General features: G+C 68.1%; 23 protein-coding genes. 16 read left to right on the forward strand and 7 right to left on the reverse strand.

Annotated elements, in window-relative coordinates:
• Window positions 1-29 precede the first annotated feature (29 nt).
• The 4 genes from AB5J62_RS00200 to AB5J62_RS00215 all read right to left on the reverse strand — a co-directional run bounded on the left by AB5J62_RS00200 (window position 30) and on the right by AB5J62_RS00215 (window position 3,244).
• A complete protein-coding gene (locus AB5J62_RS00200) occupies window positions 30-437 on the reverse strand; it encodes a hypothetical protein (RefSeq protein WP_370946061.1) in 408 nt (135 codons plus the stop codon).
• Between the two features lie 54 nt (window positions 438-491).
• A complete protein-coding gene (locus AB5J62_RS00205; RefSeq protein WP_370946062.1) occupies window positions 492-1,091 on the reverse strand; it encodes a hypothetical protein in 600 nt (199 codons plus the stop codon).
• 93 nt (window positions 1,092-1,184) lie between these two features.
• Entirely contained in the window at window positions 1,185-2,141 is a 957-nt protein-coding gene (locus AB5J62_RS00210) for a Gfo/Idh/MocA family protein (protein WP_370946063.1), read from the reverse strand.
• Window positions 2,138-3,244: a DegT/DnrJ/EryC1/StrS family aminotransferase gene (locus AB5J62_RS00215; protein WP_370946064.1), complete on the reverse strand. Its 1,107-nt coding sequence runs from the start codon at window positions 3,242-3,244 to the stop codon at window positions 2,138-2,140. Before AB5J62_RS00215 ends, AB5J62_RS00210 begins: the two co-directional genes overlap by 4 nt.
• A gap of 159 nt (window positions 3,245-3,403) precedes the next feature.
• Here AB5J62_RS00215 and AB5J62_RS00220 point away from each other — a divergent pair, with 159 nt between their 5' ends.
• The 9 genes from AB5J62_RS00220 to AB5J62_RS00260 all read left to right on the forward strand — a co-directional run bounded on the left by AB5J62_RS00220 (window position 3,404) and on the right by AB5J62_RS00260 (window position 12,319).
• Window positions 3,404-4,135 carry a UDP-N-acetylglucosamine acyltransferase gene (locus tag AB5J62_RS00220; protein ID WP_370946065.1) on the forward strand — a complete coding sequence of 244 codons (732 nt, stop codon included), beginning with the start codon at window positions 3,404-3,406 and terminating at the stop codon, window positions 4,133-4,135.
• A gap of 9 nt (window positions 4,136-4,144) precedes the next feature.
• Window positions 4,145-4,390 carry an acyl carrier protein gene (locus AB5J62_RS00225; RefSeq protein WP_370946066.1) on the forward strand — a complete coding sequence of 82 codons (246 nt, stop codon included), beginning with the start codon at window positions 4,145-4,147 and terminating at the stop codon, window positions 4,388-4,390.
• Window positions 4,383-5,114, forward strand: a complete 732-nt coding sequence (locus AB5J62_RS00230; protein ID WP_370946067.1) for an SDR family NAD(P)-dependent oxidoreductase — start codon at window positions 4,383-4,385, stop codon at window positions 5,112-5,114. The genes AB5J62_RS00225 and AB5J62_RS00230 overlap by 8 nt, the downstream gene beginning before the upstream one ends.
• Complete coding sequence (locus AB5J62_RS00235; protein ID WP_370946068.1) at window positions 5,111-6,523, forward strand: AMP-binding protein; 1,413 nt, start codon at window positions 5,111-5,113, stop codon at window positions 6,521-6,523. The genes AB5J62_RS00230 and AB5J62_RS00235 overlap by 4 nt, the downstream gene beginning before the upstream one ends.
• Window positions 6,520-7,572 carry an acyl-protein synthetase gene (locus tag AB5J62_RS00240; protein WP_091299715.1) on the forward strand — a complete coding sequence of 351 codons (1,053 nt, stop codon included), beginning with the start codon at window positions 6,520-6,522 and terminating at the stop codon, window positions 7,570-7,572. Before AB5J62_RS00235 ends, AB5J62_RS00240 begins: the two co-directional genes overlap by 4 nt.
• The gene (locus AB5J62_RS00245; RefSeq protein WP_370946069.1) at window positions 7,569-8,810 is read left to right on the forward strand and encodes an acyl-CoA reductase; all 1,242 of its coding nucleotides are present in this window, start codon (window positions 7,569-7,571) and stop codon (window positions 8,808-8,810) included. The genes AB5J62_RS00240 and AB5J62_RS00245 overlap by 4 nt, the downstream gene beginning before the upstream one ends.
• Before the next feature lie 9 nt (window positions 8,811-8,819).
• A complete protein-coding gene (locus AB5J62_RS00250; protein WP_370946070.1) occupies window positions 8,820-9,785 on the forward strand; it encodes a YbhN family protein in 966 nt (321 codons plus the stop codon).
• Between the two features lie 135 nt (window positions 9,786-9,920).
• Window positions 9,921-11,549, forward strand: coding sequence for a hypothetical protein (locus tag AB5J62_RS00255; protein ID WP_370950133.1), 1,629 nt, complete (start codon window positions 9,921-9,923; stop codon window positions 11,547-11,549).
• A 53-nt stretch (window positions 11,550-11,602) separates the two neighbouring features.
• Window positions 11,603-12,319, forward strand: coding sequence for a lysophospholipid acyltransferase family protein (locus AB5J62_RS00260; RefSeq protein ID WP_370946071.1), 717 nt, complete (start codon window positions 11,603-11,605; stop codon window positions 12,317-12,319).
• Here AB5J62_RS00260 and AB5J62_RS00265 read toward each other — a convergent pair.
• On the reverse strand, window positions 12,316-13,116 hold the full coding sequence (locus AB5J62_RS00265) for an HAD family hydrolase (protein WP_370946072.1): 801 nt from the start codon (window positions 13,114-13,116) through the stop codon (window positions 12,316-12,318). The two genes, AB5J62_RS00260 and AB5J62_RS00265, sit on opposite strands and share 4 nt — an antisense overlap.
• 70 nt (window positions 13,117-13,186) lie before the next feature.
• Between AB5J62_RS00265 and AB5J62_RS00270 the strand changes: the two genes are divergently transcribed.
• Window positions 13,187-14,080, forward strand: a complete 894-nt coding sequence (locus AB5J62_RS00270) for an LLM class flavin-dependent oxidoreductase (RefSeq protein WP_370946073.1) — start codon at window positions 13,187-13,189, stop codon at window positions 14,078-14,080.
• Window positions 14,081-14,405: 325 nt separating this feature from the next.
• Here AB5J62_RS00270 and AB5J62_RS00275 read toward each other — a convergent pair whose 3' ends face one another.
• Window positions 14,406-16,379 (reverse strand): DUF6541 family protein, encoded by a 1,974-nt coding sequence (locus tag AB5J62_RS00275; RefSeq protein WP_370946074.1) that lies wholly within the window; start codon window positions 16,377-16,379, stop codon window positions 14,406-14,408.
• Window positions 16,380-16,465: 86 nt separating this feature from the next.
• Between AB5J62_RS00275 and glf the strand changes: the two genes are divergently transcribed.
• From glf to AB5J62_RS00300, 5 genes are all read left to right on the forward strand, one after another.
• Complete coding sequence (gene glf / locus AB5J62_RS00280; RefSeq protein ID WP_370946075.1) at window positions 16,466-17,689, forward strand: UDP-galactopyranose mutase; 1,224 nt, start codon at window positions 16,466-16,468, stop codon at window positions 17,687-17,689.
• Entirely contained in the window at window positions 17,682-18,185 is a 504-nt protein-coding gene (locus AB5J62_RS00285) for a phosphatase PAP2 family protein (RefSeq protein ID WP_370946076.1), read from the forward strand. The genes glf and AB5J62_RS00285 overlap by 8 nt, the downstream gene beginning before the upstream one ends.
• Entirely contained in the window at window positions 18,185-19,141 is a 957-nt protein-coding gene (locus tag AB5J62_RS00290; protein WP_370946077.1) for a decaprenyl-phosphate phosphoribosyltransferase, read from the forward strand. Before AB5J62_RS00285 ends, AB5J62_RS00290 begins: the two co-directional genes overlap by 1 nt.
• 91 nt (window positions 19,142-19,232) lie before the next feature.
• Complete coding sequence (locus tag AB5J62_RS00295) at window positions 19,233-19,694, forward strand: hypothetical protein (RefSeq protein ID WP_370946078.1); 462 nt, start codon at window positions 19,233-19,235, stop codon at window positions 19,692-19,694.
• Between the two features lie 67 nt (window positions 19,695-19,761).
• Window positions 19,762-21,270 carry a hypothetical protein gene (locus AB5J62_RS00300; RefSeq protein ID WP_370946079.1) on the forward strand — a complete coding sequence of 503 codons (1,509 nt, stop codon included), beginning with the start codon at window positions 19,762-19,764 and terminating at the stop codon, window positions 21,268-21,270.
• On the opposite strand, the gene AB5J62_RS00305 is transcribed toward AB5J62_RS00300, so the two are convergent.
• Complete coding sequence (locus AB5J62_RS00305) at window positions 21,267-21,782, reverse strand: YceI family protein (RefSeq protein WP_370946080.1); 516 nt, start codon at window positions 21,780-21,782, stop codon at window positions 21,267-21,269. The genes AB5J62_RS00300 and AB5J62_RS00305 overlap by 4 nt on opposite strands.
• Before the next feature lie 99 nt (window positions 21,783-21,881).
• On the opposite strand from AB5J62_RS00305, the gene AB5J62_RS00310 reads away from it, so the two are divergent.
• The gene (locus AB5J62_RS00310) at window positions 21,882-22,832 is read left to right on the forward strand and encodes a hypothetical protein (RefSeq protein WP_370946081.1); all 951 of its coding nucleotides are present in this window, start codon (window positions 21,882-21,884) and stop codon (window positions 22,830-22,832) included.
• Window positions 22,833-22,902: the final 70 nt, after the last annotated feature.

The raw sequence follows: 22,902 nt of genomic DNA on the forward strand, positions 1-22,902 counted from the left end.
TTGCCCTCATACCGCGGTCGTGGTGTTGCTCAGCGCCTGACGAACCAGAGCGTCTGCTTCCCGGCAGAGTTCATGTTCGTCCCCGTGCAGGCGTACCCATAGGTGGCTCCCAGTTGGGTGACCAGCTCAAACGAGACGTCGGCGAGCGTGATCCGGACCGCTTGCCTGCCGTCGAACTCGCGCGCCAGCTGCCCCACCTTCGCGGACCTGGGCACCATTCGCTGCAGGCAGATGATCAGCAGCGCCAGCACGACACCGACGACGCCCGTGGTCAAGGGGTACGTCTCGAACTCGGTCATGGCGAAGACGCCGACTCCCGCGCCTGCTACCGGGCCGACCACCGCGGGCAGCTTGGAGAGCTTGACCTTGCGGTTGTGGCGCAACGGCAGCATGCCGGGTTCGGCGCCCTGTCTTCGCGAAACCCGAGTTTGGGCCATTGGGTGGCCTAAACTCGGGTTTCGCGTGCTCACGCGTCGCTTGACAGCGCAGGCCTAACGCGAGAAACGGGCGAACAGGAGTGACGGGGTCAGGGAGCCGGGCGTGAGGCCTATGACGTGGTTGTAGCCGAGGCTCGCGGGCAGGTAGCCCGTGTAGTAGTAGCCGTAGGTCGCCGCCAGGTAACCGATCAGCATGGGTGACACGGCGTAGTGAGCCGGCTTGATCCGGACCGAGATCGAGCCGTTGAATTCACGAGCCAGCAGCATGATCTGCACGGGCCGGGGCAGCAGCCGGGGCAAGATCAGGGCGATTACGGTCATGAGCAAACCGACGATGGCGGCCAGCGTCGCATGCACGTCGTTGCCCAGCTGGCCATTGACGATGATGCCCGCGGCCGCCACCCCGCTGATCACCCAAGGCAGCGCCGCCATGACCGTTCGCGGCGCGAACGGGCCCCGTGCGCGCAACGGCAGCAGGCCGGGCTCGGCGATCAGGAGCAGTTGGTCGGTGTGGTCGACGCACTGCCAGACGATCTTCTTGCCGTACCTGGCCGCGATCTCCTTGACCTGCTCGCGTGACAAGCCGTAGTCGCGTGGGTCGATCCACGCCCGCTCTTCGCTCGTGATCCGGTTGACCAGCCGCTGTTCGCTCACGTCCGATGCACGCCGAATCGGGCGAAACGGTTGCCCGGACATGACGAAGGCCGCGTCCCGGACGGGGACGCGGCCTTCGTCACGAGACGAGCGTCAGGCGGTGGCCTGGGTGAGAACCTGCGCGACCACGCGGTGCGAAGGCAGGATCGAGTCGCGCTCGACGTTGATGTCGACCTTGCCCTCGATCAGGTCGATGAACCGGTCCAGCTGGGTCGCCAGCGGCTCGCGGGCCGTGACGAGTTCCGGGATCTCCATGACGGTCTGCTGGCGGTAGCCGAGGCCGTCCGGGGTGACCGAGTCGTGCGAGACGTGGCGGTAGATCGTCACGTCGCGGCGCAGGAGGTCGATCTCGATGAGCCGGTCCAGCTCGGAGATGATCAGCGAACGCTCCTTGCGCTGACCGAGGCGCGAGGCGGACACCGTCGCGAGGCCGGTCGGGAAGGTCAGGATCGTCTCGATCGTGTCCTCGGCGGTCGGGACCGACGACGGGTGGAAGAAGCCGGCGCCCGAGGCGACGCGGGAAGGCGTTGCGCCACCGAAGAACTGGACCGCGACGTCGACGTCGTGGACCAGAAGGTCCCACGCCACACCGGTCTTGATGCGCGGGGCGTACGGGCCGTGGCGGCGGGCCATCAGGTGGACGGGCTCGTTGACCAGCGCGCGGGCCGTCATGACCGCGGGGTTGTAGCGCTCGAGGAGGCCGCACATGAGCGGGACTTCCTTCTTCGCCGACAAGGAGACGATCTCTTCGGACAGCTCGAGGCTGTTGCAGACCGGCTTCTCGACGAGCAAAGCCTTGCCCTGGCCCAGAACTTCCTGCGCCAGCTCGTGGTGGACCTCGGTGGCCGACGCGAGCACCACGGCGTCCACATCGGACAGTGAGCCGATTTCGGGTGTCCACTTGGTGTCGAAGCGCTCGGCGCAGGCCTTGCCAGCCTCCTCGCGCGGGTCGATCACGCGGACGAGCTCGACGCGCTCGTTCTGGGAGAGCACACGGGCGTGGAGCGAGCCCATGTTGCCGGTGCCGATGAGTGCGATGCGGTGCGTCATGCGCCAAGTACCTCGCGAACGGTTTCGATGATCTTGTCGAGATCGGACTCGGTGAGCTTGGGGTGCACGGGCAGCGAAAGTGCCTGCGACGCAACGGAAGCGGCGACCGGGAAGTCGGCGACCGAGGCGCCCGGGATGAGCGGGTGGTTCGCGTAGCACTCGTAGTCGAACACGATCTTCGGGTAGTAGATCCCGTTGCCGATGCCGTGTTCGGTCAGCGCGGCGGCGAACTCGTCACGCGAAAGCATCGCGTGCGGGCCGACCAGGACCGTGTACTGGTGCCAAACGTGCTCGCGGCCCGGCAGCACGGCGGGGATGTCGAGGCCGGGAGTGCCTGCGAGGCCTTCGGAAAGACGCTTCGCGTTGGCCTGGCGGGCCGCGGTGAGCTGGTCGAGCTTCTCCAGCTGCGGGATGCCGACCGCGGCGTGCAGGTCGGTCATCCGGTAGTTGTGACCGGCCATTTCGTACTGGTACCTGGCGCGCATGCCCTGGTTGCGCGAGACGCGCAGCTTGTCGGCCAGCGCGTCGTCGTCGGTGGTGATGACGCCACCTTCGGCGGTGGTGATGTTCTTGGTCGCGTAGAGCGAGAAGCAGCCGATGCCGAACGAACCGGCCGGCTTGCCGTCGAAGGACGCGCCGACGGCCTGCGCCGAGTCCTCGATGACGTGCAGGCCGTGCTCGGCGGCCAGCGGCGCGAGCTTGCCCATGTCGGCGGTCTGCCCGTACAGGTGCACCGGCATCAGGACCTTGGTGCGCGGGGTGATCGCGGCGGCCACGGCGTCCGGGTCGATCGCGAAGTCGTCGCGCCGGATGTCGGCGAAGCGCACGGTCGCGCCCGCCTCGAGGATCGCGTTCAGCGTCGCGACGAAGGTGAACGGCGAGGTGATGACCTCGTCGCCGGGCTGCAGGTCCAGCGCTTGGATGGACGCCACCAGCGCGGTGGTGCCGTTGTTCACGGCGATGGCGTGCTTGGTGCCCGAGACGCTCGCGAAGGCGTCTTCGAAGCGCTTGACCATCGGTCCCTGTGCGATGGCGCCGGATCGCAGCACCTCGACCACAAGGTCCTCCGCGTCGCGGACATCTACCACGGTGATGGGGATCATCAGCAACTCTCTCGACTGGCGGTTTCGGTGCGTCCGGTACAGTGAACCGCCGGTTCTGCGCCCGGCTAAGTCCCTTCAACGCGGGCCACACGTTACCGGGCGCACGAGCACGCCCCCGACCCCAGGTTGTTAACCCAGCCGCCGACGAACGGACCCCACGTGGCAAACCGCATCCACCCGACCGCTGTCATCGGCGCAGGTGTCGAGCTCGGCGACGACAACGTCATCGGCCCGTACACGGTGATCGCGGGTCCGGCGCGCATCGGTGACGGGAACTGGATCGGCCCCCACGTGACCATCGGCACGCCAGGTGAGGACCGTACCCGCGAGCACCCCGCCGCGTGGGACGCCGCGCCGACAGGTGACCCGGATCACGACGGACACGGCGTCGTCATCGGCAGCCGCAACAAGATCCGCGAATATGTGAGCGTCCACCAGGGAACCTGGCGCACGACGACGATCGGCAGCGACAGCTACTACCTGCGTGGCAGCCACATCGCGCACGACTGCATCGTCGAGGACGGCTGCACCATCGCGTCCAACGTGATCACCGGCGGTCACTGCCACATCTGGTCCGGCGCGAACCTCGGCATGAGCACCGTGCTGCACCAGCGCGTCACCGTCGGCCCCGGCGCGATGGTCGGGATGAGCTCGGCCGTGCGCAAGGAAGTGGGCGCGTTCACCATCGCCGTCGGCAACCCGGCCCGCACCACGGGCGTCAATGTGGTGGGACTGTCCCGCCGCGGCCTGGACGAGGCCACGATCGAGGCACTCGGGCCGTGGCTCAAGGGCAAGTCGGAGCTGCCGGGCGACGGGCTGGTCGATCGGCTGCCCGCCGACCTCTCTACCTTGATTAAGGCGTGGGACGCTCGCCCGCGCGACGAGCACTAGGAGTCATCTGTGTCTGAAGTCGCCACCAAGCTGCGTGAGGTCTTCGTCGAGGCCCTCGAACTCGACGACGACGTCAACGTCGAGACCCTGAAGTACCGCGACATCGACGCGTGGGACTCGGTCGGCCACATGGCGCTGGTCGCCGCGATCGAGGACGAGTTCGATGTGCAGTTCGACACCGACCAGGTGATCGACATGTCCAGCTTCAAGGTCGCCGTCGACATGGTGACCCAGCTCCAGGCAGCCAATGCCTGATCTGGACGGCAAGGTCGCGCTCGTCACGGGTGGCACGCGGGGGATCGGTCTGGCGACCGCCCGCACGCTGGCCGAGGCGGGCGCCACCGTCGTGCTGACCGGCCGTGACGAGGCGAAGGCCAAGGAAGCCGCCCAGGCGGCAGGCGCCGCGAGCGGCCTCGCCTTGGACGTCACCGACGCCAAGGCCGTCGCCGCGCTGGTCCGCGGCGTCGCCAAGGAGCACGGCAAGCTCGACATCGTGGTCGCCAACGCCGGGATCATGGAAGACGCGCTGCTCGGCATGATCCGCGAAGAGCTGGTCGACACCACGCTGAGCACCAACGTCGCGGGCACGATCCACACCGTGCAGGCCGCGGCGCGCGCCATGATGCGCAAGAAGACCGGCGCCATCGTGGTGCTCGCGTCGATCGTCGGCGAGTACGGCAGCGCCGGCCAGACCGTCTATGCGGCTTCGAAGGCCGCTGTGGCGAACATCGCACGGTCCGCCGCGAAGGAGCTCGGCCGCTCCGGCATCCGCGTCAACGCGGTCGCGCCCGGCGTCATCGAGACCGAGCTGACCGCCGGACTCAGCGAAGACGCGCGCACGTCGAACATCGGGAGCACCCCGCTCGGCCGCCTCGGCAAGCCGGAAGACGTGGCCAACGCGATCAAGTTCCTGGTCAGCGACGACGCGGCGTTCATCACCGGGCAGGTGCTCGGTATCGACGGAGGCTTGGTTCTGTGAGTTTGGTCGGTGCGGGCGCACGGCTCATCGATGTCGCCAGTGGACGGACGCTGACCGGTGACGAACTCGTCGCCGCGATCACCGCGCAGGCCACCGCGCTCGGCGACCTGCCGAGCGGCGTGCTGTTCGCGCGCACGGCGATCGACCTCGACAGCGTGCTGCGGTATCTCGGCGCGTTCGAGTCCGGCCGCGCGATAGCGCTGATCGACCCGGCGCTGGACGCGGATGTCCTCATCGGACTGATCGCGCGGTTCAACCCGGCCGCGGTGCTCGCCGCGCCGGAGGCCGAGCCGCCCGCCGGGTACGGCCTTCGTGACGGGCACTGGGTCCGTGACGCGCAGATCGGCATCCACCCGCATCCCGACCTCGCGGTGCTGCTGCCGACCAGCGGTTCGACCGGAAACCCCAAGCTCGTCAAGCTTTCCCGCGACGCGGTGCTGTCCAACGCCGCCGCGATCGCCGAGGTGCTCGGCATCGACGCCGACGAGATCGCGCCGACCAGCCTCCCGCTGCACTACAGCTACGGGCTTTCGGTGCTGAACTCGCACCTGGTCAAGGGCGCGACCGTGGTCATCGAGCCGTCCGGGGTGCTCGGCCGCGGCTTCTGGGACGCGGTCACCGAGCACAAGGTGACCTCGCTCGCGGGTGTCCCGTATCACTACGAGATGTTGCGGCGCCTCAAGTTCGACCCCGAGAAGTACCCGAGCCTGCGCACGCTGACCCAGGCGGGCGGCAAGCTCCGCACCGAGCTGGTCACCGAGTTCAACGACAAGATCCGCGCCGCGGGCGGCAAGATGTTCGTGATGTACGGCCAGACCGAGGCCGCGCCGCGGATGACCACCGTGCCGGCCGATCGGCTCGCCGAGAAGCTCGGCACCGCGGGTCCGGCGCTGCCTGGCGGCAAGTTCGCCATCCGGCGCGACGACGGCTCCGAGACCACGCACCCGAAGATCTCCGGCGAGGTCGTCTACCGCGGACCCAATGTGATGATGGGCTACGCGGAGAGCGAGTCCGAGCTGGCCGCGGCCGACCAGATGGGCGGCGTGCTGGCCACCGGCGACCTCGGCTACCTCGACGAAGACGGCTTCCTGTTCATCACCGGGCGGCTCAAGCGGATCGGCAAGGTCTTCGGAAACCGGGTCAGCCTGGATGATCTCGAGGGCGCCGTGCGTTCGGCATCGGTAGGGATCGACGTCGTCGCGGCCGTGCCCGCGGGCGACAAGGTCGTGTTGTTCGCCGAATTGCCCGAAGGGGAGGACGGCGCCAAGGCGATCTGCAAGGACGCCGCCAAGGCGCTGTCCGAGCGGCTGCACCTGCACACGAGCGGGTTCGACGTCAGGCCCATCGACACCGTGCCGCTGCTCGCCAGCGGCAAGATCGACTACCGGTCGCTGGAGGCCCGAGTATGAGCATGTTCAGCCTGTCGCAGGCAGAACGAGAGGCGCAGCTGCTGCCGCAGCTCGCGGACCTCACCGCGCACCACCGCGAGAATTCCGTCGGCTACGACCGGATCCTGGCTTCGCTGGGCGTCGAGCGGGACGCGAAGTTCGAGTCCATCGCCGACCTGCCGTGGCTGCCGGTCCGGATGTTCAAGACGCACGACCTCAAGAGCGTGCCGGACTCCGAGGTCTTCAAGACGCTGACCTCGTCCGGCACCACCGGCGCTGGCGCGTCGCGGATCTACCTGGACAAGGCCGCGGCGGGCGCGCAGACCAAGCAGCTCGGCGCGACGCTGCAGGAGGTGCTCGGCAACGAGCGCCTGCCGATGCTGATGGTCGACACGATCGGCATCATCAAGAACCGCCGCTCGTTCTCCGCGCGCGGCGCCGGCGTGCTGGGCATGGCCAACTTCGGCCGCAAGCACGTCTACGTGCTCGACGAGAACGACCAGCCGGACGTCGAAGCGGTCAAGCAATTCCTTGCCACGTACGGCGACAAGCCGTTCTTGATCTTCGGCTTCACGTTCATGGTCTGGCAGTACCTGTACGAGGTCGCACGTGAGCACAAGCTCGATCTTTCGAACGGGATCCTGATTCACTCCGGTGGCTGGAAAAAGCTCATCGACCGCGCGGTGGACAACACCGAATTCCGCCGCCGGTTCAAGGAAGACACCGGACTGCACCAGATTCACAATTACTACGGGATGATCGAGCAGATCGGCACCGTTTTCCTCGAAGGCCCGTCCGGCAATTCCTTGTACTGCCCCGATTTCGCGGACGTCGTGATCCGCAACCCGGACACCTGGGAAGAGCAGCCGGTCGGCGAGCCGGGTGTGATCGAGGTCGTCAGCACGCTGCCGCACTCGTACCCTGGCCATGTGCTGCTGACCGAGGATTTGGGCGTGTACAACGGAATCGACGACGGTGACTGGCCCGGCAAGCACTTTTCGGTGCTCGGCCGCCTACCCAAGGCCGAAGCCCGTGGCTGCTCCGACACCTTCTCCGGAGCTGCGGCATGAGCCTGACGCAACGTTTCCCCGAAGGCCCCGCGGTCGACGTCGACGCGCTCGTCGACGAGCTGCGTGCCGAGCCGGAAGGCGGCCGTCTCAAGGTCGGCGACCCGCGTGTCGTCGAGTTCCTGACGAAGTTCGCGCGCAAGCTGCTCGCGCCCGCGACCGCGCGCCGGTTCCCGGAGCTGGCTTCGCTGGGTTTCTTCCTGCGCAAGGGAGAAATCGCCAAGGCACTGTCCAAGTTGGACACTGACGATGGCTCGTACCGGTTCCCGCGCGGACTCGTTTTCCACGTTCCGCCCGCCAACGTCGACACGATCTTCGTCTACTCGTGGGCGCTGTCGGCGCTCGCCGGTAACCACAACGTCGTGCGGGTTTCGTCGCGGTCCGCGGGTGCGGCCGAGACCGTGCTCGAGGCGCTGAACGCCGCCCTGTCCGATGTGGACCCGGCGACCGCGAAGGCCATCACCGCGACCCAGCGCATGGTCACCTACGACCGCAGCGACGCGATCAGCGGCGCCCTGTCCAAGGCCGCTGACCTGCGCGTCATCTGGGGCGGCGACGCCTCGGTCAACGCGCTGCGCAAATACCCGCTGGCCGCGCACGCCCGCGACCTCACGTTCCCGGACCGCTCCTCGTTCGCCATCGCGTCGGTCGCGGGCTGGCAGAACGCGTCCGAGGCCGAGCGCAAGGCCGCCGCCGAGGGCTTCTACAACGACTCGTACTGGTTCGACCAGGCCGCCTGCTCGTCGCCGCGCGCGATCTTCTGGGTCGGCGACGCCGACGCCGCGAACCGCGCCGGCGAGGAGTTCCGGCACCTGCTCGCGGGCGTGCTGGCGACGAAACAGCACGTCACCGAGCCTGCGATGGCCGTGCAGAAGCGGGTCTCGGCGTACGGCGCGGCCGCCGACGGCGTGGTCACCAAGATCTCGTTCGACGGCAACGACCTCGCCACGCTCGAACTCACCGAAGCCGCCGCGCTGCCGCGTGAATGGCTCGGCGCGGGCACCTTCGGCCACGCGAGCGTGAAATCACTCGCTGACCTGGTGTCCATTGTCGTCCGTAAAGATCAAACCGTCGGTCAATTCGGCTTCAGTCAGTCCGAATTGGTCGAATTCGCGACCGCGCTCGCCGGTCGCGGCGTGGACCGAATAGTGCCGTTCGGATCGGCCCTGACGTTCTCCGCGATTTGGGACGGTTACGATCTGCTGGCTGAATTCAGCCGCCTAGTGACCGTCCAGGCGTAAGGGAGACGAATGACGACGCTCGAAACGCCGGAGTGGGATGCCCCGGTCGCCGTCAAGGCGCCGAAAACCACCAAAGCGAAGATCATCGACGTCGTCAGATGGCTCGCCATCATCGCCGTGGTCGCCTTCGCGGCCAAGTCGCTCGCCTCGAACTGGGACGAGTTCTGGCGGACGCTGAAGGACATCGCCTGGCAGTCGTCGGCGCTCAGCCTGGTCGCGCTGATCGCCAGCATGGCGGCGGCGACGTACGCCTGGCAGATCATGGTCGACGACCTCGGCGAGCCGATCGGCTACCGCCGCGGCGCGCAGATCTTCCTCGTCGGCCAGCTCGGCAAGTACGTGCCCGGCTCGGTGTGGGCGTACCTGCTGCAGATGGAGCTCGGCCGCAAGGCGGGACTGGCCAGGGCGCGCATCTTCACCGGCTCGCTGATCCAGTTCGGCGTCGGCATCGTCGCCGCGCTGGTGCTCTCGATCCTCGCCATGCCCGCGGTGTTCAGCAACAGCCCCAACGCGCTGTGGCTGTTCATCCTGCTGCCCGCCGGGCTCGCCGCGCTGCACCCGAAGGTGCTGACCTGGGGCACCTCGCTGGTGCTCAAGATCCTGCGCCGCCCGCCGCTCGACCACCAGCTCAGCTACCAGACGATCGGCAAGGTCTTCGGGTTTTCGGTGGTCGCGTACGCGTTCCAGGGCGTGCACCTGTGGCTGCTGGCCAACTCGGTCGGCGCGCCGGGCTTCACCGGCCTGGTGATGTGCGTCGGCGCGATGGCGATCGCGATGACCTCGGGCACCTTCGCGTTCATCCTGCCCAGCGGGGCCGGTGTGCGTGAGGTCGTGATGGTCGCGGTGCTGACCGCCAGCGGGCTGAGCGTCGGCCAGGCGACGGCGTTCGCGGTGGCCTCGCGGGTGATGTTCACCGTCGCGGACCTGCTCACGGCAGGCGGAGCGGCGATCGCGGCGCGCTTACGCACCGCATAACCTACTTCGGTCAACGATCACTCACCTGGCCTAGATGTTGTGATCCATTCCCCGAATGGAAACACGCACAGCACTTGCTCGATACTCTTCACAACTCGGCATCACTGTCCGGAGGGTGAGGATCTGTTGGTCTTCGTGATGATCGGCGGGTGGGCTCTGCTCGCCGTGTTCGTCCTCGCCTCGTGGACCCGGATCACCACCGACAAGACCTGGCGCGGCTGGGCTTTGCTGCTGACGCTCGGCTTCTCGCTGCTGCACCAGCTGCTCTACTCGACGGTCGCCGACGACGCGTTCATCACCTTCCGCTACGCCCGCAACATCGCCGAAGGCTACGGCCCGGTGTTCAACCCCGGCGACCACGTCGAGGGCTATCCGGCCTTCCTGTGGCTCGTCATCGTGAGCCTGCCGAAAGTCCTGTTCGGCTGGGACATCGTTGTCACGGCCGTGGTGTTCGGCATCATCGCGGCGCTGGGTTCGGTGCTGCTGACCTACTTCGTGGTGAGCCGGATCGTCGGCGACGCGCGCCAGTCCGACGACGACAGCCCCCAAGCGCTGGGCGTGCTCGCCGCGGTGCTCACGGCCGCCGCGGGCGGGCTCGCCGCGTACGGCGGTTCCGGGCTGGAGACGTCGTTGTACGTGTTCATCCTGATCGCGGTGGTCTACGCGCTCGCCGCGCATCGCCCGGTGATCGCCGGCGTGCTGGCCACGCTGGCGACGATGACCAGGCCGGAAGGCGTTTTCGTCGTCTTCGTCGCCGGGCTGTGGCTGCTCTACTCGGCGGTGCGCAAACGCACGAGCTGGTGGGCGCCCGCCGGTTATCTGCTGGGCGCGCTGGTGTTCGCGGTGCCGCGCGCGGCCTGGCGGGAGACGTTCTACGGGCACCTGCTGCCGAACGTCGTCGTCGCGAAGATCGGCGGCCCGCTCGGCTGGCTGCTCGAAGCCGGCTTCCGCTACCTGTCCGGATTCAGCCTGGCGCACCTGGGTTTCCTGCTGCTCGGCGTCGCGACGGTCGGCATGCTGCTGCGCAACCGCGCGGCGAACCCGCACGAGGCGCGCGGCCGTTCACTGGTCTGGTTCGCGCTGGCACTGGTCGCCGCGCAACTCGTGCTCGTGGTCCTCACCGCAGGCACGGACAGCTCGCCCGCCTGGCGGCTCTTCGCGCCGATCCCGCCACTGCTGGCGGTCGCTGCGTGCGCCGCGTTCGGCGTCGTGACGTCCGCTCGCCCGATCCGAGCCGTCCCTGCCGTGGCGGTGGTGCTGGCGGGCGCGGCGGTGGTCGCGTCGGCACTGAGCCCGCACATGCTCACCGCGATGCACGACTGGCGCACGCAGACCGCCGAACGCGAGCAGCTCGGCGACTGGCTGCGCGACCGTCTCGCACCCGGCACGGTGATCGCCGTGTACTCCAGCGGCGCCGTCGCCTACCACGTCGGCATGTCGATACTGGTCATCGACGTACTCGGCGTGACGGACGACCACATCGCGCACCAGGGCACCCGCACCGAGGCGTCGAACTACCTGCCGACCGACTTCGAGTACGTGGTGAACCGCAGGCCCGCGCTGGCGCTCGCGACGACCGAGGCGTACACGCCCTCGCAGCACTGCGCGATCGACCCGTCCTACGCGCCGCAGTACGGCGTCGCGACCTACAAACGCCTGGACACGGGCAAGTGGGTCACGCTGTATCTGCGCGGCGACCAGTACCAGACGTTGAACGCGCAACTGAGTGCCGATGACCGGTACCAGTTCGTTCCGTGTCCCTGATCAGTGGCGCTCAGCACGGTTACGAGAAACCTACGGTGCCGTAACCTGGCTGGATGGCTGAGTTCGTGTACCCGCCCGTCATCCTGGCGGCCAAGACCATGTTCCGCGTGCTCGACAACCGGATACGCGTGGAGGGCGCCGAGCACATCCCGGCCACCGGCGGCGCGGTGATCGCCTGCAACCACGTCAGCTACCTCGACTTCATCTTCTGCGGCCTCGGCGCCCAGCCAGCCAAACGGCTGGTCCGCTTCATGGCCAAGAAGGAGATCTTCGACAACCGCGTCGCCGGGCCACTCATGCGCGGCATGCACCACATCTCCGTCGACCGCAAAGCCGGCCTCGCCTCCTACCGCGAGGCACTCGAAAAGCTCAAGGCCGGCGAGATCGTCGGCGTCTTCCCCGAGGCGACGATCAGCCAGTCGTTCACGGTGAAGGAGATCAAGTCCGGCACGGTCCGGATGGCCTCGGCAGCCGGCGTCCCGATCATCCCGATGGCGCTCTGGGGCACCCAGCGCCTCTGGACCAAGGGCCACCCCAAGACGCTGACCAAGCGCCACGTCCCCATCTCGATCCTCATCGGCGAGCCCATGCACGCGGCAGGCGAGGACGCCGAGGTCCTCAGCAAGGAACTCCGCCGCCGCATGTCCGCACTCGTCGACAAGGCCCAGGCCGAGTACCCCGACAAGCCCGCCTCCGAAGCCGACCGCTTCTGGCTGCCCGCCCACCTGGGCGGCACCGCCCCCACCCCCGAAGAAGCCAAGAACCTCTAGAACCAGCGTTCGAGGACCTGGGCGACCCCGTCTTCGGAGTTGGGCGCGGTGACCTCGTCGGCCGCGGCGATGGCCGACGGGTGGGCGTTGGCCATGGCGACGCCGTGGCCTGCCCAGCGGAGCATCTCGATGTCGTTGGGCATGTCGCCGAACGCGATGACCCGGTCGACGCCGACGTCGAAGCGGGCGGCGACCTCGGCGAGGCCGGTGGCCTTGGTGATGCCGTGCGCGGACAGCTCGATCAGGCCGCCGTCGGTCGAGTAGGTGACGTCGACGGCGTCGTCGAGCACCGCCGAGACCGCCTCGGCCATCTCGCCGGAGGTCATGCCGCGGGCGCTGACCAGCACCTTGATGGCGGGCTGGCCGAGGATTTCGGCCCGCGGGGTGGTCGCGCCTTCGCCGTCGCCCCACGGATTGTGGTAGTCGGGCTCGATGACGAAGTTGCGGACGTCGGGGTCGAACGCGCTGGTCCCGACGCGTTCGGCGGCGAGGCGGCTGCCAGGGAGCGCCTTGTCGAGAGTGGACGCGATGTCGTGCAGCAGCATCGGCTCGAGCGTGCCGTGCACGGCGACGATGCGGTCGGCGCCGATGTCGTAGAGGACCGCGCCGTTCGCGCAGACCGCGTAGCCGGTCAGGCCGGCTTCCTCGGCGACACGGGGGATCCAGCGGGGCGGGCGGCCGGTGGCCAGTACGAACGGGACACCGTCGTCGAGCACCCGTGCGATCACGTCGATGGTGCGCTTGGTCAGCGTCTCGGTCGGCGCGAGCAGGGTGCCGTCCACGTCGGATGCGATCAACTGAGGTTTCTCCACTTGGTCATTCTCCCCGACCGGCGCGGTGTCGTACCCAGCCGCTAGCTTGACGAACGTGCGCGTTGGAATCGTGATCCTTCCGGAAGACCGTTGGTGGGCCGCCGAGCCCAAGTGGAAAGCAGCCGAGGAATACGGCTTCGACCACGCCTGGACCTATGACCATCTGGCCTGGCGAGATCTCGCCGACGGGCCATGGTTCTCAGCCATGCCAACGTTGACAGCCGCCGCGATGGTCACTTCGCGGATCAAGCTCGGCACCTTCGTGGCGACGCCGAACTTCCGGCACCCGATCCCGTTCATGCGCGAGCTGACCACGCTCGACGACATCTCCGACGGCCGGTTCATCCTCGGCGTCGGCGCCGGAGGTGGCAAAGCTCACTACGACACCGAGGTGTTCGGCGAGCCGCTCGGCACGGTCAAGGAGCGGACCGACAAGTTCTTCGAGTTCGTCGCCGCGCTCGACGGACTACTGGTCAACGACAAGTTCGACTTCGAGGGCGAGCACTACCAGGGCGTCGGCGTGCGCAACCTGCCCGGCTGCGTGCAGCGTCCCCGGCTGCCGTTCCTGATCGCCGCCAACGGCCCGCGCACCATGGGACTGGCCGCGCGCTTCGGCAGCGGCTGGGTGACCACCGGCAAGATCAAGCCGGACACGCCGGAGGAGTGGTGGCGCGACATCGCCGAGCTCGCCGCGCGGTTCGACGAGAAACTCGACGCGGAAGGCCGCGACAAGACCAAGATCGCCAAGTACCTGAGCCTCGACGCGTCGCCGCTGTACTCGCTGTCGAGCGTCGGCGCGTTCACGGACGCGGCCGGCCGCGCGGCGGAACTCGGCTTCACCGACATCGTCACCCACTGGCCGCGCTCGGACGGCTGGTACGAAGGCCGCGAGCTGGTCTTGGAGCAAGTTGCAAGTGACGTCTTGCCCACCCTGCAGGCCCAGCGCTAGTCCAATCGGGTGACAGTGTCAGTCAGAGGAAACCGATTTCCGGTCACAGACGTCAACTGGTAGAACACAACAGGGGGATAGCGGGAGAGATCCCGCATCCGAGTTCACCCCGGGGGTGAATGGGGGACGGTGGCCCTCGTGGTCACGGCAGGGGCAGCCGTGACCACGAGGGCCACTACCTTTTCCGGGCACCGAGCAGATCCGCGCCGAGCGGGGTCAGCACGTGCTGCACGGTGGCCACCCCGGCGACCGGGATAAAGCCCGCTTTACTCCCGGGGATAAAGCGGGCTTTATCCCCGGGAGTAAAGCCCGCTAAATCCCGGGTTTACTTGATGATCGTGTAGATGACCGCGTTCGGGTTCGCGTAGTCGCGGCGCAGGAAGTCCAGGCCGTCGAGGTCACGGATGCCCGGCGCGCGGTGCATGTACGGCTTGATCGAGCCGTGGCCGAGGAACACCCGGTGGATGTTCAGCCGCTTCACCGCCGCGCGCACCTCGGGATCGGTGTCGAACTCGCGGAAGTGGTTGGCCAGGTATTCCGCGTCCTTCGGGGGGACGCCGGTGTCGTAGTGGCCGGCGGTCGGCTTGATGCCGGTGATCGCGTACACCCACGCCGAGCCGTCGACACGGTCGTTGAGCACGCGCTCGTCCGGCCCGACGCCCAGCTTCTTCAGCACGGCCATGGCTTCCAGCTCGTACGCGCTGATCGGCTGTTCGCGGTCCTTCGACTCGGGCCCGTTGTGGTACAGGAACGCGACCGCGGTCGCGTTGGCCTGGGTGTAGAAGCCCTGGGTCACCACGCCCATCGTGATCAGCACGAGCACGGCCGACGCCAGCCCGAGCCGCGCGGGCACGCGCGGGTTGTCGCGGACCCAGCTCCAGTGCGAGACGGCTTTCGACAGCCACCGCTGGATCTCGGCGAGCCCGTGCCCGGCGAGCAGGCACAGCGGGATCGCGGCGAGCGCCATCAGGCGGTAGCGGTCGTTCCACCACGGACGGGACAGCGTGATCACCCACGACACCCCGCCGTAGCAGGCGACCAGCACGAACATGGCCGACAGGATCACCGCCGACGCCGCGATCCAGCGCATCCGGCCGAGCGTCACGAAGCTCAGGATCCCGATGACCAGCAGCCCGGCGAGCCACAGCTGCGGCTGGTTCAGGATCTGGCGGAACTTCAGCAGCTGGTTCAGCGCCTCGGCGACCTCGATGTTCGACGCCCACGGGGTGTACGGATACGCGCTGGAGGTGAACCCGACCGCGCCCAGCACCTGCAACGCGGCCAGCACGCCGCTCGCGGCCATCACCGGCAGCATCCGCAGCACGTCCTGGCCGACCTTGCCCTCGCGCCGGATCCAGCGCTGGACCACCATCGGGAACGCGAACAGCATCGCGCCGAACAACGCGCTCGAGTGCGCGCACAGCAGGCCGACGGCCGACAGCGCCAGCACCATGCCGGTGTCGACGGCCGGCCGGACCAGGTAGCGCTGCAACGCGACCGCGGCCAGCGGGGTCAGCACGATGCCGAGCGCGAACGGCAGCAGGCCGCTCGACACCGACTCGTACGCGCCGGTCGTCGCCGCGCCCGCCACGATCGCGACCGAGCCCGCGAACACCGCGCGGCCGCCGAACTGGCGGATCATGGCCACCATCGAGAGCGCGAAGATGCCGGCGACCGGCACCGTGATCGCGTTCAGCGTGGCCGGGATCGTCGCGCCCGACAGGTTGTAGACCAGCGCGCCGACCAGGTGATACGCGTTCGGGTAGAACGAGCCGTCCGGGTACCAGTTGATGGTGCCCATGCCGGTCAGCGAGCCGTCGCCGGTGTCGGCGATGTAGCGGATGCCGTTCGCGTGGAACACGGTGTCCCAGCGCTGGAAGACGGCGTTCGGCCCGCCGGAGGCGGACAGCACCACGATGATCGACAGCACGGTCGCCAGCACCACGCAGGCCGCGACGGCCACGTGCGCGCGCTTGGTCCAGGGCAGCGGCGGCCGGTCGGCGAGCGCCTCGGTCGGCACCCAGCCCCGGCGCAGGCCGAACGCGCGGACCCCGTACGCGGCACCCGCCAGCAGCACGGTGAAGGCGGCGGCCGTTCCGACGTTGTAGGGCAGCCCGACCAGCGCGAGCCACGGGCCGGCGAGCCCGGTCGCGGTGTAGGTCAGCAGCGGTGTCAGCCCGGCGAGCGCCCAGCCACGGAGCCCGGCCGCCCAGCCGATCAAGCCGCCAGGGACCGCCAGCACGACCAGATACACGCTGATCGCGCTCGAATAGGTCCAGAACGTGTCCGGTGTTGGCACTGCAGGTCCCGCTTATCTAGTTACTGTGCGTCGTGATGTCAAGGGCTGTGCGGATGACGGTGCGCACTTGCGTACCCTGACAGCCCGTGAGCGCGCACACGAACCCCGCCCAGATTACTGAAGACGATTTCACCGGCTACGACCTGATCGTAGTTGGCTCCGGTTTCTTCGGCCTGACCGTGGCCGAACGGGCTGCCACGCAGCTCGGCAAGAAGGTCCTCGTGCTGGAGCGGCGCCACCACATCGGTGGCAACGCCTACTCCGAGGCGGAGCCCGAGACCGGCATCGAGGTGCACCGCTACGGCGCGCACCTGTTCCACACCTCCAACAAGCGGGTTTGGGACTACGTCACCCAGTTCACCGAGTTCACCGGCTACCAGCACCGTGTCTTCGCGCGCGTCAAGGACCAGGTCTACTCGTTCCCGATGAACCTGGCGCTGATCAACCAGTTCTTCGGCAAGTCCCACACGCCTGACGAGGCCCGCGAGCTCATCGCGAAGCAGGCGTCGGAGTTCCAGACCGACGCGGCGGAGAACCTCGAGGAGAAGGCGATCTCGCTGGTCGGCCGTCCTCTCTACGAGGCCTTCATCCGCGGCTACACCGCGAAGCAGTGGGAGAACGACCCCAAGAACCTGGGCGCGAACATCATCACGCGCCTGCCGGTCCGCTACAACTTCGACAACCGGTACTTCAACGACACCTACGAGGGCCTGCCCGTCAACGGGTACACCGCGTGGCTCGAGAAGATGGCCGAGCACGAGAACATCGAGGTCCGGCTGAACGTCGACTACTTCGACGTGCGCGAGCACATCCCGGCAGGCACCCCGACCGTCTACACCGGACCGCTGGACCGCTACTTCGGCTACTCGGAGGGCAAGTTCACCTGGCGCACGGTCGACTTCGAGTCCGAGGTCGCCGAGACCGGTGACTTCCAGGGCACCTCGGTCGTCAACTACAACGACGAAGAGGTCCCCTACACCCGCATCATCGAGTTCCGGCACTTCCACCCGGAGCGGGACTACCCCAAGGACAAGACGGTCATCTTCCGCGAGTTCTCCCGTTTCGCGAAGGAAGAGGACGAGCCGTACTACCCGATCAACACGCCGGAGAACCGCGAGAAGCTCGAGGCCTACCGCGAGCTGGCCAAGGTCGAGGCGCGCGAGCGCAACGTCCTGTTCGGCGGCCGTCTCGGTACCTACAAGTACCTCGACATGCACATGGCGATCGGTTCGGCGCTGTCGGCGTTCGACAACAAGATCGCGCCGCACCTGACCGATGGCGCGCCGCTGGACGGTTCGCTCGATGGCTGAGATCGCCCTGCTGGCGAAGGTGCAGGGCGTGCTCGCACGCCCTGCCACCATCAAGGCCGCCCGCGGCATGTCGCACTTCGGTGAGCACAGCGCGGGCTGGTTCGCGGCCGGACTGATCGGCGCCGCCGTCGACAAGGAGCGGCGCCGCGAGTGGCTCATCGCCTCCGCCGGTGTGGTCGGCGCGCACGCCGCGTCGATCGCCATCAAGCGGGTGGTGCGGCGGCCGCGTCCCGACGACCCGTCGGTCGAGATCCACGTCGGAACGCCCAGCAAGCTGAGCTTCCCGTCCTCGCACGCGACGTCGACCACGGCGGCGGCGGTGCTCTACTCCGGATTGACCGGGCGTAACCTGGTGCCCGCCCTGGTCCCACCGATGCTGGCCTCGCGGCTGGTACTCGGCGTGCACTACCCGACCGACGTGCTGGCGGGCGCTGTGCTCGGCGGGGCGCTCGGGGGCATCCTGCGCAAGAGATTCCGGCTTGAGGGAAAGCGCTAGTGAGCGAATCACCGAAGACAGCGACGAGCGATGACGTCGAGGAAACGCCTGCCGTCACCGAGCCACCCTCTGGTGGGCCGGTGAAGCTGGTGCGCGGCGTCATCAAGACGGCACGACCCAAGCAGTGGGTGAAGAACGTGCTCGTCTTCGCGGCGCCGTTCTTCGCGTTCGCGACGGCGACGAACCGCAAGGAGATGCTGTTCGCGGCGATCATCGCGTTCATCGCCTTCTCGCTCGTCGCGTCTTCGGTGTACCTCATCAACGACGCGGTCGACGTCGAAGCCGACCGGCAGCACCCGACCAAGCGGAACCGGCCGATCGCGGCCGGGATCGTGCCGGTGCCGGTCGCGTACGGCGCCGCGGTCGTGTTCTTCGGCGTCGGGCTGGGCATCTCGTTCCTGGCCAGCTGGCAGCTGGCCGTGGTGCTCGGCGTTTACGAAGCCGTGCAGCTCGGCTACTGCTTCGGCCTCAAGCACCAGCCGGTGGTCGACCTGGCCATCGTCGGCTCCGGCTTCCTGATGCGCTCGGTCGCCGGTGGTGTCGCCGCGGGCATCGCGATGTCGCAGTGGTTCCTGCTGGTCACCGCGTTCGGCTCGCTGTTCATGGTCGCGGGCAAGCGGTACGCCGAGATCATGCTGTTCGAGCGGACGGGTGCGAAGATCCGCTCGTCGCTGAAGAAGTATTCGGCGAGCTACCTGCGGTTCGTCTGGGCGACCTCGGCAGCGATCCTGATCATGTCGTACTGCCTGTGGGCGTTCGAGCTGCGGGAGAAGGCCGACAACTCGGTATGGGCCGTCGTCTCGATGGTGCCGTTCGTGGTCGCCGTGCTGCGCTACGCCGTCGACGTCGACAGCGGGAACGCGGGCGAGCCCGAGGAGATCGCGCTGCGTGACCGGGTGCTGCAGGTGCTCGGCGCCACCTGGGTGGTCACTTTGTTCCTTTCGTTCTATCTGTAATCGACAGGTTCAGCACAGCCGAGGCACAGGAAACCGAGTCACCCTGGGTCATGGGAGCGCACGAGCTCCCCGCGAGACCCAGGAGTGCACGATGACCGAACCGCAGGACAAGCCGCAGAACAAGGCGGGGGAGCAGGCTGCGTCCGAGTCGCCGACGGTGGAGACACCGGCGGCCCAGCCGGAGCAGCCGGTGACCGAGACCGCCGAGACCAAGGCGGAGGCGCCTGCCGGTCCGCCGCCCGCGGCCGGGTCGCCACCTGTCGCCGGGCCGCCGCCCGGATACCAGGCCGCTTACCCGCAGCAACCAGCTCAGCCTGGCAAGTTCAAGCGTTTTGTCGGCCATCGCGCGACCCAGCTTGTCGCTGTCGGCGTGCTCGGACTCGTGATCGGCGGCGGGATCGTGGGCGCCGCGACCGGGTTCGGTCACGGCCACGGACCCCGTGACGGACGGCCCGGCGTGCACCGCCAGTACGACGGACTCCCTGGTGGACCCGGGTTCCGCGGCCCCGGTCGCGGCGCCGACGCGCGGCCGGGCGGGGAGTATCACCGCTGACCGGGGTGGCCGAGGTCACGGCGAGTAGGTAACGAAAACATCACGGTAACCGTGTACGGTGACCGGGATGCGTTCCGCTGCCGCTATCGCCGAAACCGTGGGCACCCGGCCCGTGGTGACCGCCCGATCACTGCTGCCCGCCGGCGTGGCCGCCGTGTCCGCGGCGCTGTTCACGCTGGCGCAGCCGCACCTCATCGACGACGCCTACATCACCCTTTCCTACGCGAAGAACCTCGCGTTCCACGGCCACTGGGGCCTGATCGAACACGGCACGGCCAACACCGCCACCTCGCCGCTGAACGTGCTCGCCGTCGCGGCGCTGACCTTCGTGTTCCGCGACGCGGTGTTCGCCGCGGGCGTGCTGTTCGTGCTGGCCCAGGTGGCCACCTACTTCGGCCTGCGCCGGATCGGCGAGCACACCGGCCTGCCGCGCTGGTTCGCGCCGCTCGCGACCATGCTCCTGCTGGCCAACCCGCTGCTGGTGTCCTCGATCGGACTGGAACTCCCGCTCGGCATCGCCGGGCTGAGCTGGCTCATGGTCGCCTTCGCTGAACGCCGCCCCGTCGCGTTCGGCCTGGCCGCCGGTTTCCTCGCGCTGGTCAGGCTCGACCTGCTCGTGGTCGTCGCGGTGCTGTTCTTCGCGCGCCGGAAGTTCTGGGAAGGCATCTGGCAGACGTTCTTCTCGGCGCTCGCGGTGACGTTGCCGTGGTTCCTGTTCAGCTGGCTGAGCCTGGGCTCCGCGGTGCCGGACACGCTGATCATCAAGACGCTGCAACGGTCTTGGGGACCGTGGAGCGTGACGAACGGCCCGCTCGTCTACTTCCGGCATTTTCCGCTGAGCACCACGCTTTCGTTCCTGCCACTGCTGGCCGGTGGCGCTGTCGGTCTACTGTGGACGGTCGTCGCGTTGCGCGGCTCGAAGCCCGCCCGACGGCTGCTTCCCTTCGCCGCCTTGGCTTTCGGGGGAGCACTGCACTATCTCGTGTACTCGTTGCTCGAAGTGCCGCCGTATCACTGGTACTACGGCCCGAGCATCGCCTGCGCCACGATCTTCCTCGCCGCCATGGTGGCCGCCGTGCCACGTCATCGCATGCCCGCCGCGATCGGGGTGGTGGTGATGGCCGCCGCGAGCGTCGCCGTCTACCTTTCGCCGGGACTGCCGCGCGACTTCGCGCCGATCACCAGCAACCATGCCACTTCCGAGCAGTACCGCGCGATCGGCGCGGAACTCGGCCGGATCGCGAACGGCCGCGTGGTGCACAGCGCCGGTGAGATCGGCGCGCTCGCGTACTCGTGTGACTGCACGATCGTCGATCTGTTCTCCGACCGCGGCGCGGTCGGCCCGGAGATCAACGAGAGCAAGAACCGCAGCGGCCCGCTCGGCCGCGCGCTGATCGACGCGAACTTCCGCTTCCTCGACCAGAGCGTCCCGCCGACCACGCCGGATCTGTTGCTGGTCGAGTCGACGGACAACCCTCCGGCGGGCACGATCGCGGGCTGGAAGATCTCGTCGCCGTGGACGGGCGAGCAGCACCTCTACCTGACGACGGCGCCCGAAGACGGCGTGATCGGCTAGCCGGTCGCGACCGCGGTCACGTCGACGATCAGCTTCAACTCGCGGCCGCCGAGGCTCGCCATCGTGTCGATCCCGTACTCGGTCCGGTCGACGGTCGTGGTCGCGCGTGCGGCGAACACACCGTCCGCGTAGGTGGCGCGCTCCGGGACGATGGTGATCTTGCCGGTGGCCTGCTGGACGTGCAGCACGCCTTCGAGCAGCCAGCCGTCGCCGTGCGGGCGCACCCGGCCGGAGCGGAAACCGATCACCGGGTATTGCGCGGTGTCGAGGTAGCGCCGCGACCGGATTTCGACGTCACGCTGGCGATTCCCGGTGTCGAAACTGCCCGCGTCGACGTCCGCGTCCACCATGGATTGTTCGAGCGGGTCACCGACGATGATCCGGCCACTCAGGAGCGCGAAGCCACCACGCACGGTCAAACCGAACAGATGCTTGCCGGAAAAAGTCACCCGGGAGCGAGCCGGGTCGATCGCGTACACGCCTGGCGGCGGGATTTCTACGGCCGCGCTCACCGCGCCAGACTACGTCACGAGTGGGTATTTCGACCGTGTGGAAGTCGCTCGAAACGGTGAAATTCTTCGAGGCGCATCGCTGGGTCGAAAGGAGTTGTCGTGTCCGCTGGAAGCTACAGCGTCCTGCCTGCCGAGGTTCGCATGATCACCAGCACGGTGGAGAGCCTGAGCTCGTCGGCACTGTCCACCGTCCGTGATCTGGAGACGCTCGTGATCGACGTGCTGTCGTTCGCGGGGATCGGCGCCAGTGTCGCGTCGGCGAACACGGCACTGCAGTCGCAACTCGTCGGTGGCTTGAGCAAGTTCATCCACCTGATCAACGACATCAACACGGGCGTCCGCGCCGTCGTCGACGGCTACACGGCCGCCGACGAGGCCACCGCCCGTGCTTACGGCGGTCAGCAGGGCCAGCAGGGCACTCAGACCGCGCAGGCACAGGCTCCGGCCGGTGGCGGCGCCGCGGCGCCGGCTCAGGTCGCCCCACAGCAGCTCGACCCGCGCGTGGTCGACTCGATCATGCGTTCCGAGGGCACCGGCGGCGAGCAGGGCGGCGTGCGCGAGGCCTACGGCTTCCGCGAGAGCATGCACAACGGCTACGACCAGATCATGGCCGCCCGCAACCAGTACGGCGTCGGCAGCGCCGAAGAACGCGCCGTGGTCAGCGACCTGATGACCGCCAACGCCCGCCGCGCGGGCGCCCTGAACTTCACCGACGCGGGCACACAGGCCGCGATCATGTCCGGCGCGCACATGCGCGGCGCGGGTGGCGTCCAGGCGATCATGAACCACATGGCGGGCGCGGACATCGTCCAGAGCGGCCGCCTGTCCCAGGACGCCATCACGCACATCCAAGGCCTCACGCCGGAGCAGTTCCAGCAGGAGTTCCGCGACGCCCGCCTCGCCTACGACCGTGAGATCTACGGCGACACCACCACCCGCCAGGGCGGCCACACCGCCAACTGGTGGGACCGCTACGGCAACGGCCTCACCAACCGCTACGACCGCGAGCAGCAGGAGTTCCTCAACCTGGGCCGCCAACCCCAGCGCTGACGGTTAAAACCCGAAAGACGCATTGGGGACCCGCTAGATCCCCAATGCGTCTTTCGGTACCTGCCACGTC

The sequence above is a fragment of the Amycolatopsis sp. cg5 genome (assembly GCF_041346955.1).
In the GTDB taxonomy this organism is placed as follows: domain Bacteria; phylum Actinomycetota; class Actinomycetes; order Mycobacteriales; family Pseudonocardiaceae; genus Amycolatopsis.